General features: G+C 68.2%; 11 protein-coding genes and 1 pseudogene. All 12 read right to left on the bottom strand.

Annotated elements, in window-relative coordinates; translation table 11 throughout:
• Positions 1 to 96: 96 nt before the first annotated feature.
• The 12 genes and pseudogenes from ACWDSI_RS13285 to ACWDSI_RS13230 all read right to left on the bottom strand — a co-directional run bounded on the left by ACWDSI_RS13285 (position 97) and on the right by ACWDSI_RS13230 (position 12,382).
• Complete coding sequence (locus ACWDSI_RS13285) at positions 97 to 1,113, bottom strand: DUF6158 family protein (protein ID WP_449756825.1); 1,017 nt, start codon at positions 1,111 to 1,113, stop codon at positions 97 to 99.
• Positions 1,110 to 1,439: a ferredoxin gene (gene fdxA / locus ACWDSI_RS13280; protein ID WP_449746588.1), complete on the bottom strand. Its 330-nt coding sequence runs from the start codon at positions 1,437 to 1,439 to the stop codon at positions 1,110 to 1,112. The genes ACWDSI_RS13285 and fdxA overlap by 4 nt, the downstream gene beginning before the upstream one ends.
• A 10-nt stretch (positions 1,440 to 1,449) precedes the next feature.
• Complete coding sequence (locus tag ACWDSI_RS13275) at positions 1,450 to 2,472, bottom strand: NAD(P)/FAD-dependent oxidoreductase (RefSeq protein ID WP_449756824.1); 1,023 nt, start codon at positions 2,470 to 2,472, stop codon at positions 1,450 to 1,452.
• On the bottom strand, positions 2,469 to 4,085 hold the full coding sequence (locus tag ACWDSI_RS13270; RefSeq protein WP_449756823.1) for a benzoate-CoA ligase family protein: 1,617 nt from the start codon (positions 4,083 to 4,085) through the stop codon (positions 2,469 to 2,471). The genes ACWDSI_RS13275 and ACWDSI_RS13270 overlap by 4 nt, the downstream gene beginning before the upstream one ends.
• A gap of 4 nt (positions 4,086 to 4,089) precedes the next feature.
• Positions 4,090 to 5,508: a 2,3-epoxybenzoyl-CoA dihydrolase gene (gene boxC, locus ACWDSI_RS13265; protein WP_449756829.1), complete on the bottom strand. Its 1,419-nt coding sequence runs from the start codon at positions 5,506 to 5,508 to the stop codon at positions 4,090 to 4,092.
• Positions 5,448 to 5,837: a hypothetical protein gene (locus ACWDSI_RS13260; protein WP_449756822.1), complete on the bottom strand. Its 390-nt coding sequence runs from the start codon at positions 5,835 to 5,837 to the stop codon at positions 5,448 to 5,450. The genes boxC and ACWDSI_RS13260 overlap by 61 nt, the downstream gene beginning before the upstream one ends.
• 98 nt (positions 5,838 to 5,935) lie before the next feature.
• Complete coding sequence (gene boxB, locus ACWDSI_RS13255) at positions 5,936 to 7,429, bottom strand: benzoyl-CoA 2,3-epoxidase subunit BoxB (protein WP_449746592.1); 1,494 nt, start codon at positions 7,427 to 7,429, stop codon at positions 5,936 to 5,938.
• A gap of 37 nt (positions 7,430 to 7,466) precedes the next feature.
• The gene (locus ACWDSI_RS13250; protein WP_449756821.1) at positions 7,467 to 8,297 is read right to left on the bottom strand and encodes an SDR family oxidoreductase; all 831 of its coding nucleotides are present in this window, start codon (positions 8,295 to 8,297) and stop codon (positions 7,467 to 7,469) included.
• Positions 8,298 to 8,308: 11 nt separating this feature from the next.
• Positions 8,309 to 9,847 (bottom strand): annotated as a pseudogene (gene paaZ, locus ACWDSI_RS13245) (phenylacetic acid degradation bifunctional protein PaaZ); the annotation flags it as partial.
• 29 nt (positions 9,848 to 9,876) lie between these two features.
• A complete protein-coding gene (locus ACWDSI_RS13240; RefSeq protein WP_449756820.1) occupies positions 9,877 to 10,611 on the bottom strand; it encodes an enoyl-CoA hydratase/isomerase family protein in 735 nt (244 codons plus the stop codon).
• Positions 10,608 to 11,465 (bottom strand): 3-hydroxyacyl-CoA dehydrogenase family protein, encoded by an 858-nt coding sequence (locus ACWDSI_RS13235; RefSeq protein ID WP_449756819.1) that lies wholly within the window; start codon positions 11,463 to 11,465, stop codon positions 10,608 to 10,610. Before ACWDSI_RS13235 ends, ACWDSI_RS13240 begins: the two co-directional genes overlap by 4 nt.
• A complete protein-coding gene (locus ACWDSI_RS13230) occupies positions 11,462 to 12,382 on the bottom strand; it encodes an amidohydrolase family protein (RefSeq protein ID WP_449756818.1) in 921 nt (306 codons plus the stop codon). Before ACWDSI_RS13230 ends, ACWDSI_RS13235 begins: the two co-directional genes overlap by 4 nt.
• Positions 12,383 to 12,416 lie beyond the last annotated feature (34 nt).

Genomic DNA, 12,416 nt, shown 5'->3' with positions numbered 1-12,416 from the left:
GGTCGACCCACACCGTCACCAGCTACCGTGAGAACCCGGTCCCCGCAAACGCTGGAACCAACTAACCGAGCCTCCAGCAAACCCGGGGCGATTCAATCAGTACTGCTGGAACTCGGGGTCGACGTAGCCGCCGGCCTCCTCACCGCCGGGACCGCGGTCGGACGAGCGGTCGAACACCGGCGCGTAGAGCGGGTGCGCCGGGTCACGGATGATCCGTCCGCCCACCCGCTTTCGCAGGATCTCCCCGCCCGGGTCGGCAGCATAGCCGCGTCCTGCGAGCCATCCCCGCACCCGCGCCCGATGGGCCCGGTCGCCGCGGACGGTGTTGTACACGTAGTTCACGCCGCGTGCGGCCGCCTCGCTCTCGAGGTGATCGAGGATGAACGTTCCCGCGCCGTGAGACTGCCGGTGGGTTTCCACGGCGAGCAGTATCTCGGCGTCGCCCCAGGCGCTGTCCATCCAGCCGTACCCGACCACGCCGTCGGCGTCCTCGGCACGCCACCACTCGCCTGTCATCCGGTCGCCGGGACGCGACGCGAAATCGAAGACGCCTTCGGGTGCATGCCCGATGATGCGTTCGCGGTCGGTGTCCCAGGTGGGCGACTGCTCGTGAATCCACGACAGCGCCACCGATCCGGACGGGCCGTCGGCCTCACCCCCGCGGGCCACCATGCGTCCCGCTTCGGTGAGCACGCGGTCGGCGCGGTCGGCCGCGAGATAGCCGCCGGTGCCGTAGAGGGAGGCGAGCGTCTCGCGCGTGACGCCGCATTCACGCGCGGCCTGATGCAATTCGAGCTTGTGCATCCGTCCACCGGCGGTGTCGATCATCATCAGCAGCGCCCGCACCGGGTCGTCGCTGCGCGGTGGCGCCGCATCGCCCGCGCGGCCCTGCCACGTCCGTTTGGGGTGTCGGCGAAGGTACTCCTGCTCGAGGGCCAGCATGCGCCGGGTGTGGGTGGCGAACTGTTCGGCGGTGCCGTGCAGGAACACCCAGTTGCGGGTGTCGTGTGCCCGCTTGCCCTGCACTTCGAGTTCGGTATCCGACAGTTCCTCGACGGGACGGCCCACCATGCGCGGCGCGGTGTCGGCGACGACGCCGAAGTCGGTGCTCATTTCTCCGCCACCATCGGGGTGTCAACGCCGATCGGTCCCGTCTTGTGTGAGCCGCCGGGCGCACCGAGCGGTTGCGCACGCCCGGGAAGCAACTCGGTGAAGAATCGGCGTGCGTCCTCCACGAACTCCTCGTCCTCGGGTGCCACCCGGCGATCCTGGCTGATGGCCTCCACCGGGCAGACGGGTTCGCAGGCCCCGCAGTCGATGCATTCCTTCGGGTTGATGTAGAGCTTGCGTTCACCCTCGTAGATGCAGTCGACCGGACACTCCTCGGTGCACGACTTGTCCATCACGTCGATGCACGGACTGGCGATCACATAGGGCATCGGTACCTCCTCATGCCGGGACCGGCGCGGGCTGAGCGTCGGTCGAATGTCCGGGAAACAGTTGCGCCGCAGGGTCGATGTACACCGCGGCGTTGTTCACGGCCGTCGCCACCTCGCCGAACCCGACGGCGATGAGCCGCACCTTGCCGTCGTGGTCGGCGATGTCGCCGGCGGCGTAGATGCCGGGCCGTGTGGTGCGCATCGCCGGATCGACGACGATGTGCCGGTTGTCGTGCAGTTCGAGTTCCCAGTCACGCAGCGGCCCGAGGTTGGCCATGAATCCGAGGGCTGCCACGACACGCTGACACCCGACATCGCGGGTGGTGCCGTCGGCCTTGAGCGTGATACTGGCGGCCTGCAACGCGGCGTCACCGGTGAGCGAGCTGACCTCGGCATCGGTGATGACTTCGACCGACGACGCCATGACCTGCTCGACGGTGCCGTGGTGTGCCCGAAAAGCCTTGCGCCGGTGCACGACCGTCACCGATCGGGCGATCGGCTCGAGCATCAGCGCCCAGTCCAGGGCCGAGTCTCCCCCACCTACCACGAGTACGTCGGCGCCGGTGTACGGCGCCGCGTCGGGGACGAAGTAGTCCAGTCCCCGGCCGAGGAAGTCCTCGCCGGCGGGCAGCGCGCGCGGGGTGAAGGTCCCGATCCCGCCGGTGATCACCACCGCACCGCAGTCGATCCGGTCGCCCGCGGAGGTGGTCACCAGGTGCCTGCCATCGGACCCGGTGGTACACGTCTGCACCTCACGGCCGAGAAGGAAGAACGGATCGTACTGCGCGGCTTGCTGTTCGAGCCCGGCGATCAGGTCGCGGCCCTTGATCGCCGGAAAGCCGGCCACATCGAAGATCAGCTTCTCCGGATACATCGCGGTGACCTGCCCGCCGATCTGCGACAGCGAATCCACCACCACCGTCGACAGTCCGCGCACCCCTGCGTAGTAGGCCCCGTACAGCCCGACCGGTCCCGCGCCGACGATCACGAGGTCGGTGCGGCGGTCGACGATGGCGGTCGGTGTCATCGTCATGCTCCTGTCACGGTCGGCAGCATCTGCTGCCGGACACGGAATCGTTGCAGCTTACCGGTGGCGGTCTTGGGCAGTGTGTCGACGAAGATCACGTCCCGCGGCCGTTTGAACGACGCCAATTCCTCTCTGCACCAATCGATCAGGTCGTCGGCGGTGACCGTTCCCCTGGCGTCGTCGGTGAGCACCACCGCGGCGATGGGTTTGTCGAGGCCGGCCGCATCGGGCAGCCCGACCACCGCCGCTTCGGCAACCGCGGGGTGCGCGAGCAGCCGTGACTCCACCTCCGACGGTGACACCCAGATCCCACCGGCCTTGAGCAGGTCGTTGGAGCGTCCGAGGCATTGGTAGTAGCCGTCCTCGTCGCGCAGGTACGTGTCGCCGGTGGACAGCCACGATCCCTCGAACACGCTGCGGGTGGCCTCGGTGCGATGCCAGTACCCGAGGGCGATCGATTCGCCGCGGACGAAGAGCCGTCCCGGTGTGCCCGCTGACACCAGGTTGCCGTCGGCGTCGCGGATCTCGAGTTCGTAACCGGGCACGGCCTTTCCGGTGGTGCCCGGCCTGATGTCACCGGGTTGGTTGGACAGGAAGATGTGCAGTGCCTCGGTGGAGCCGATGCCGTCGAGGATGTCGACGCCGAATCGCCGCCGGAAGTTCTCCTGCAGCGCGGGTGGCAACGCCTCGCCCGCCGACACTCCCCACCGCACCGACGCGAAGGCGTCGTCGGGCAACGCCGAGTTGACGATGGTCGCGTAGAAGGTGGGCACGCCGAAGAACAGCGTCGGTTGTCCCTGGGCGAGGCGGTCGCCCACCGACTCCACCGTCGGCCGCAACGGCATCAGCAGTGCGGTCGCACCGGCCGCGAGCGGGAAGAACAGGCTGTTGCCGATCCCGTAGGCGAAGAACAGTTTCGCCACGGAGAAGCAGACGTCGTCGGGGCCGATCCCCAGCGTCTGCCGCCCGTAGGTCTCGTAGACCCATTTGATGTTCTCGTGCCGGTGCATCGCGGCCTTGGGGCTCCCGGTGGTGCCCGAGGTGTAGAGCCACAGTGCCCACGAGTCGGTCATGGTGGAGGCGATCTCAATCGGGCTGCGGTTCAACAGTTCTCGCCAGTCGTGGCGTGTCACTCCCGCAGGCGATGTTTCTGTCACGTCGCCCCCCGTCACATCGCCCACCGTCACATCGCGCACCGCCCCGTCGCGCACCGTCACGAGATGTGCGAGATCGGGTGCGTCGACCACCGCGGCGGCCACCGTGTCGGCGAACTCGGGGGTCGCCACCAGTGCCCGCGCGCCGGAGTCGACGACGAGCTTGTGCAACTCGGCGCCATTGAGCATGGTCGAGACGGGCACGGCCACCAGCCCGGCGTGGAACGCCGCCAGGATGGTCACCGCCATCTCGACGTCGTCGCTCATCACCAGCATCACCCGGTCGTCGGCATGCAGACCGATGGCGCGCAGCCCGGACGCGACCCGCGCGACCTCGTCGGACAGCTCCGCATAGGTGACCGTTCGCGTGCCGATCAGGGCGGTCTTGTCGCCCAATCCCTCGGCGACCCGCGCATGTACCAGATACTCGGCGGCGTTGAATCCCGCCGGAACCGTTGCCACCATCCCGCTACACCCGCTTCACGTCGAACTCGGCGCGATGGCCGGTGCCGTAGCGCCGCAGCGCACCGTCGGGTCCGGCCGCGTTGGGCCGGATGAAGATCCAGTTCTGCCATGCGGTCAGACGCCCGAAGATCTTGGTTTCCATCGTCTCCGGACCGACGAAGCGGTGATTGGCCTCCATCCCGGTCAGCGCGTCGGGCGACAACGATGCCCGCTCCTCGAGCACGATCCGCAGTTCGTCGGCGAAGTCGATGTCGTCGAGCGCCGAGGTCAGCAGCCCGAGTTCGTCGGCGGCGGGTGCGTCGAGCAGTATCCCGGCCGACTCGCGCACCGCGGCGAGGTCGCTCCCGTGCCCGTAGAAGCGCGACTCGAGCCGGGTGAGCCCGTTGCCCATCGGGTAGCTGCCGAAGTTCGCCGCGGTGAGCCGGATGACGGCCGGGTCGGCATCGGGGTCGATGTCCTCGTACACGCCTTCGAGCATGTACTGCCGATCACCGGCGTAGGCGATCTCGGCGAGGAAGCCGGCAAACGCGCTGCCCGGTTCGATGACGCTGATGAGGCTGCGGCTGGTCACGTCGAGACGTTTGAACGTCCGCTTGAGGTAGTGCCGGATCTCGTTGACGAGCCAGTCGCCGGCCAGTTCCTCGAGCTGCGCATCGTAGGCGGTGGCCACCTCGATGTCCCCGGTGACGCGAAACACCCAGGTGCCCAGGTCATTGTGGTTGGTACGCAGCCGGAGGATGGCATCGTCGAGTTCGCGGGCCAGTTGCAGCGGGAAGTAGGCGGCACCCTGTTCCCGCACGCCGTCGGCATCCGGTGGTGGTGGTGCATCGGGAACCGCGATGGTGAGGTCGACGCGGCGTGCGTCGGCGTCGAGGAGCGCGCTCACGTACGTGTACTCCAGTTGCGTGTCGGTCTCGGTGCGCCCCAACGGTGTCAGCGCCACGCCCGGGACACCGGAGGGACGCGATGAGCCGTCCACCGCCGCCTGCGCGCGACGGGCGACGGCCGCGTCGAAGTCCGATCGGGCGACGGTCTCGTCGACCAGGCCCCAGCTCACCGCCGTGGTGCCGCGGACGCCCTCGGCGCGGGTGGCGAACACGTCGGCGCGGTCCTTGCGCACCTTGCGCTTGTCGACGACACGGGTGAGGCCGCCGGTACCGGGCAGCACCCCGAGCAGCGGCACCTCGGGCAGCGACACGGCCGATGATCCGTCGTCGACGAGCACGATCTGTTCGCACGCGGCGGCCAGTTCGTAGCCGCCACCGGCCGCGGTGCCGTTCACCGCGGCGATGTAGGTCTGGCCGGAGTTCGCGGTGGCGTCCTCGATGCCGTTGCGCGTCTCGTTGGTGAACTTGCAGAAGTTCACCTTCCACGAGTGTGGCGACCCGGCGAGCATCCGGATGTTGGCTCCGGCGCAGAACATCCGCTCGAGGCCGCCGGTGACCACGACGGCCTTGACCCCGGATGCTCGAAACGCAGGCGCTGCACCGCGTCGTAGAGTTCGATGTCGACGCCGAGGTCGTAGGAGTTCATCTTCAGTTCGTAACCCGGGACGAGTCCGCCCTGCGGATCCACGGCGAGGGTGAGTGTCGCGACAGGTCCGTCGATGTCGAGTCGCCAGTGCCGGTACCGGGACGGGTCGGTGTCGAAGTCGACCGACGGTACAACGGCGGGCGGTACGACGTCGGGCTGGTGCGGGTCGTTGGCGTCGGGGACGATCTGGCCGACGGGAGAAGCTGTGGTGGCGGTCATGGAGAATTCACCTCTTGGGGGCTGGACGGTGAGGGTGTGGGGACGGGGATCGGGAACCCGCGATCGCGGGCGCGGGTTCCCGACCGGCAGGGACACGCTCAGAGAAGGGCCTCTTCGCGCAGATGGACGTAATCGAATTCCACCGGCTGATCGTTGATCCCGGTCTTGGGTGGCGCGATCCAGCCGGCGAATTCGCCGTACTCGTAGTGCGGGATCATCAGCGCGGCCACCCGCGCCCGGTCGTGGGCCAGCGGCAGCCATCGGGCCACGTTCTCGTCCCACTCCTTCTCGCTGATCACCCGTCCGTCGGGTGAGATGAAGTGCTCGGCAAAGGTGCCGACCTTGCGGTGGAATCCCTCGTGCGGCAACGTCAACCGATCGGGCAGGCCGGCGTCCTCGAGTGCCTGATTCCAGCGACGGACGCCGTTCTCGCAGTCGGCCATGTACTCGTCGCGCAGGTCGAGGTTCAGTGCCGTCAGGTAGGGCACGCGAATCTCGACGATCTCGCCGTCCTGCACGGTCCGCATCGGATAGGTCATGTCGGCGAGCACGTGATCGTCCTTGCGGCGGGTCTCCTGCCACCGTCCCTTGAGCCCGCCGGTGAAGTAGGCGGCGGCGTTGGTGGACTGCTCGGAGCCGAACAGGTCCATCGACACCGAGAACTGGAAGTTGAGGTACTTCTGCACCACCGAGAGCGGGATACCGCCGTGGTCGAAGATCGCCTCGTCGTCGGCGCCTGAGATGCCATGTTGCACCATCAGTTCCGCGGTGCGTTCCACGGTTCGCTGCACGCCGGTGGTGCCGACGAACATGTGGTGGGCTTCTTCTTTCAGCATGAATTCGCAGGTGCGGGCCAACGGGTCGAAGGCCGATTCCTTGAGGGTGCCGAGCTGATACTTGCCGTCCCGGTCGGTGAAGTAGGTGAACATGAAGAACTGCAGCCAGTCGGTGGTCTCCTCGTTGAAGGCGCCGAGAATGCGGGGCGAGTCGAGATCCCCGGAGTTGCGCTTGAGGAGCTGCTCGGCCTCCTCACGACCTTCGCGACCGAAGTACGCCTGCAGCAGGTAGACCATGGCCCACAGGTGTCTGCCCTCTTCGACGTTGACCTGGAACAGGTTTCGCAGGTCGTAGATGCTCGGTGCGGTGTTGCCGAGGATGCGTTGCTGTTCCACCGATGCCGGTTCGGTGTCGCCTTGCACCGTGATCAGACGCATCAATTCGGCGCGGTACTCCCCCGGCACCTCCTGCCACGCAGGCTGACCCTTGTGCTTGCCGAAGGGGATGATGCGCTCCGGGTTGCGGTCGGCGAGGAAGATGCCCCACCGGTAGTCCTCCATCGGCACGTGGTCGAAATGCGCCCACCCGTCACGGCCGACCGCGATGGCGGTGCGCAGATAGACATCCTTGGTCGGCAAGGTGGGCCCGAGGGTCTTCCACCAGTCGAGAAACTTTGGCTGCCAACGCTCGAGCGCCCGCTGGAGTCTGCGATCCTCGGCGAGATTGACATTGTTCGGGATGCGTTCGGAGTAGTCGATAGGACTCAGCGGTCCGGTCGGTGCGGGTGCCGCACCGGTGCGATCTTCCACGGTCACAGGGTTTCCTCTCATGGACTGGCTGCCTCTCCACATTCTACGTAACTATTGCGATACGTCTAGTGTTTTGTAGAACAAAGACGGTCGATTTCGTGCACTCCTCAGAAGAGTCCACCGTTCGCATCGACGACGGACCCGGTGACCACCCCGATTCGGGCCCCGCGAGCCACGTCACCACGGCGGCGATGTCATCGGCGGTGCCCAAGCGCTGCAACACGTTCGATGTCGACATCGCGTCGATTGCCCGCGCCGCGGTGGATGTCCGCAGGCGATCGGTGTCCGTGGCACCCGGCCGTACGACGTTCACCGTGATCCGCCGTCGGCCGAGTTCCTTGGCGGCAACCCGCGCCGCCGCCTCCAGACCCGCCTTCATCGCGGCATAGGACGCCTGGCGTGCCGGAGCCAGAAACGCTGCGGCACTGGACAACAGCACCACACGACCGTCGTCGGCGACGTGGTGTGCGCACCCTGCCAGGGTCAGCAGCGCCGATTCCAGGTTGGTCGCGAAGTCACGCTCGACGATCTCGGCGGTGAGCTCGCCGACCTTGGTGAAATCCCACGCACCCGCGGTGTGCACCACGGTCCGTAGTGCGCCAAGTCCGGTCGCCGCCGCGAATGCCTCCGCGACGCCCGCATCCGTCGACACGTCGGCGCCCACCGCTTGCGCCTGACCGCCTCCCTGCACGATCGACGCGGCGACGGCTTCGGCGCGGGCGGCGTTGTCGCGGTACCCGACCGCGACCGCATGGCTGTGCGCGAGCCGGCGGCTGATCGCGGCACCGATGCCGCCGCCACCGCCGATGACCAGCGCACTCGGGAGTCCGACAGCCCCGCCGACGCCCGAACTCGCCGGTTCGGGAGTGTTCACGCGAGTCCGCCGAGGAAGTCGGGGGTGCCCTGCACCGCGGTGCGCGCGAGGTGGTGATGCATGCCGCGGATTCCACCGAGTTCCTCGCCGCCGCCGGCGCGGCCGGGGCCACCGTGCACCGCGTGCGGAATGGCGGCGCCGTGCCCGGTCGATTCGCCCGCGTCGGCCCGGTTGAGGACCAGAAGCCGGCCGTGCCACGGCGCGAGCGCGGCCACCAGGGTCGTGGCCACGGTGTCGTCGGCGGTCACCACCGATCCGGCGAGGCTGCCGCGGCCCCGGGCGGCGAGCGTGATGGCGTCGTCGAGCGTGTCGTACGGCATCACCGTGCTGACGGGACCGAACGCCTCGACGTCGTGCAGATCGTCGGCGGCGGGATCGTCGGCCCTCAACAGCACCGGCGACATGAAGGCGCCCGAGGCGAAATCCGAGCGCGCGGCGAAGACTTCCGGCTGCGTGGACGGGTTACCGAAAACCGTTGTCGCGGACTTCTGCAGCCGTGCGACCGCGTCGCGGACGTCATCGCGCTGGGCGGTGCTCACCAGCGGGCCCATCCGCACGGACTCGTCGGCCGGGTCGCCGACGGTGACGGTGGCCAGCCGTTCACACAGCGCCGACACCACCTCGTCGATGCGATGGCGCGGAATCAGGGCGCGTCGGATGGCGGTGCACTTCTGTCCCGCCTTCTGGGTCATCTCGGTGGCGATCCCCTTGACGAACAGTGCGAATTCGGGGTCGTCGGGTGTGACGTCGGGACCGAGGATGCTGACGTTGAGCGAATCGGCCTCGGCGGTGAACCGGACGGCGCGCGCGGCGACCGCCGGGTGCACACGTAAGGCCGCGGCGGTGTCGGCGGAGCCGGTGACGGCCAGCGAATCCTGTTCGCCGAGTGCGTCGACGAGACCGTCGGGTCGGGCGCAGACCAGTTGCAGTGCCCCGTCGGGCAGCAGCCCGGACGCCACGATCTCGGCGACGACGGCGCGCGTGAGGAACGAGGTCTGCGTGGCCGGTTTGACCACACTCGGCACGCCCGCGAGGAAGGCGGGAGCGAATTTCTCGAGCATGCCCCACACCGGAAAGTTGTAGGCGTTGATCTGCACGGCGACTCCTCGCCGCGGCGCCCAGACGTGGCGTACCCCGAAGGTGCCGCCCCGGCCGACCGGATCGATGTCGCCGTCGGCGAGCAGGGGCCCGTCGGGCAGTGTCGCACCGAGTTTGGCGTACACGAACAGCACTCCGATGCCGCCGTCGATGTCGACGGCCGAATCACGGCGGGTGGCCCCGGTGTGTAGGGAGAGGTCGGTGAAGGCGGGGACGTGTGCGCTCAGGTGCTTGGCGAGGTCCTTGAGGATGTGCGCGCGCTGCGCGAAGGTGAGCTCGCGTAGCGCCGGGCCGCCGACGTCGCGGGCGTGGTCGAGGATCGCGGGGTAGTCGAGGGCGCGCACGGTGGCGCGTGCGACGGGGCTGCCCGTCGACGGGTCGAGCAGTTCGCGGCCTTCGTCGTCGGGCTGGTACCACGCCCCGCGGATGTAGCTGGGAAGGATCTCGGTCATGAATGCTCCTGTGGGTTTCGCGAGCGCCGTCAACGGCGTCGTTCGAGGAAGGCGGTCATCCGGTCGTGTTTGTCCGGATCGGCGAACAGCATCGCCTGGATCGCGAGGTCGAGTTGGGGATGGGCGTCGGGGGCTGCGTCGACGGCGAGTTTGGTCATGCGCATGGCGATGGGCGAACTACGGCCGATCCGCTGTGCCAGAGATGTTGCGGCACCGAGCAGTTCGTCGGGATCGACGATCGAATCGAGCAGTCCCACCGCATGGGCCCGTTCGGCGTCGAGGATTCGTCCGCCCAGCAGGATCTGTTTGGCCACGCTCTCCCCGACGAGCCGGGTGAGCCGGTAGCACGCACCCGCACCGGCGATGATCCCCAGACCCGGCTCGGGCTGGCCGATACGCGTTCTGGGCGTGCCGATCCGGATGTCGCATGCATAGGTCAGTTCGGCGCCACCACCGAGTGCGTGCCCGTCGATCGCCGCGATGGTCGGCATCGGCAGTGCGCGTATGCGTTCGAACAGCCCTAGGTTGATACCGGCCAGCGCGTCGTCGCGACCGCGCTCGCGCAGTGCGGCGATGTCGGCGCCGGCGGCGAAGAAGCCGTCGGTGCCGCCGGTGATGACGGCGACGCGCGGCGCGCGCTCCAGTTGTTCACAGACCTCGTGCAGTTCGCCGATCATGGCGGTGTCGATCGCGTTGCGCTGGTCGGGGCGGGCCAGCCTGATGTGGGCGACGTCGCCGTCGAGATCGACCTCCAGCGTGTTCACGCGTCGCTCCAGTCGAAGAAGCCGCGGCCGGTCTTCTTGCCGAGGTCACCGCGAGCGACCATGTCGCGCAACAGTTGCGGCGGCTCGAACCGGGGGCCGAGCTCGCGGCTGAGATACTCGGCGATGCCGAGTCGGACGTCGAGGCCCACCAGGTCGGAGAGCCGCAGCGGTCCCATCGGATGGCGGTAGCCCAGTTCCATGGCCCGGTCGATGTCGGCCGCCGAGGCGACCCCGTCCTCGAGCATGCGGATGGCCTCCAGCCCGATCGCGACGCCGAGGCGGCTGGTCGCGAATCCGGGCACGTCGTTGACCAGGATCGTCTCCTTGCCGATCTCCGCGCCGATCCGCAGTGCGGTGTCGACGGTCTGCGGCGAGGTGGACTCCGATCGGATCAGCTCCAGCAGCGGCATCGACCAGACCGGGTTGAAGAAGTGCATGCCGATGAGCAGTTCGGGAGTACTCAGCGCCCGGGCGAGCCGACCGATGGCGATCGAGCTGGTGTTGGTGCCGATCACGCGCGGCTCACGGGTTTCGATGTCGCGCAACACCGTCGCTTTGAGGTCCGGGATCTCGGGCACCGCCTCGATCACCACGTCCAGGCCCGGCGCGAGGTCGGCGGCCTTCTCGGCCACGGCGACACGTTCCACCACGGCGGACGCCTCAACGCTCTCCATCCTTCCGGCCGCCACGAGTTTGTCGGTCCGTCCGGCGATGGTCGCCACCACGGCGTCGGCGCGGCCGGCGTCGGGCTCCACGACGGTGACACCACGGCCGGCCGCAGCGAAGACGTAGGCGATGCCGACGCCCATCGTGCCGCCCCCGACCACGCCGACGTTCCCGCGGTCCGCGCTCATACCGCCATCCCCTGCGCCGTTGCCGACCGCGCAGCAGTGGTCGGCGGGGCGGGCCGCAGTTTCGTGGCGATGCGACCGAACACCCGCAGCGCGTTCCCACCGAGCACGCCGGCGAGTACGTCGTCGTCCAGGCCAAGGGCCGCAACGGATTCCGCGTTGCGGGCAACGCCCGGCACGCCGGGCCAGTCAGTACCGAAGATCATCTTGCGAGCCAATCGGTTGAGGTCGAATCGGGCGTAGTACTCGGGGAGTTTGCGGGGTGGCAACCCGGCGAGATCGAGCCACACGTTGGGTTTGGCCTGCGCCATGAACGCCGCGACGTCGTACCACCACCCACGCCCGCCGTGCGCGAAGACGAACTGGAGATCACCGAAGTAGTCGACGGGTTCCAGCAGCAGTTCGGGGTTTCCCATACTCGTCTTGGACCCGGGGAACGTGGAGGTGCCCGAGTGCAGGATCACCGGGATACCGAGGTCGGCGCACCTGGCGTACACGGGGTAGAGGTCTCGGTCGCTCGGGTCGAATCCGCCGTGCACGGGGTGCAGTTTGAGCGCCACGGCGCCGAGGTCGAGTTGCCGCTGCAACTCGTCGACCGGCGGGTAGTGCAGGTGGGGGTTGATGTTGGCCACCAACGAGAATCGGTGCGGATTCGCCTCGACAATCGGTAGCAGGTCCTCGATCCGCTGCATGCCCGTGGCCTTGGGGCTGTACTCGCAGAACAGCAGCGCGTGGTCGACCCCTTCCTCGGCGAACAACTCGTCGAGGCCTGCGGGATCCGGGCGGCCGTCCCGGTGGTACCCACGCTGCCACCGGTACCCCCGGGCGAAGTCGTCGGCCCACTGGCGCCATGCCGGCGAGAGTGTGCCGAGGACCGGCGCGTGCACGTGTGCATCGATCAACGGGTGGGCGTTCATCATGGCAATATGCTACGTGTCTCTGTCGTTTCTGTAT

It is taken from the genome of Gordonia sp. NPDC003429, from assembly GCF_053588575.1.
The sequence above is the reverse complement of the archived record's forward strand: the minus strand, read 5'-3'. Positions and strand labels throughout refer to the sequence as shown.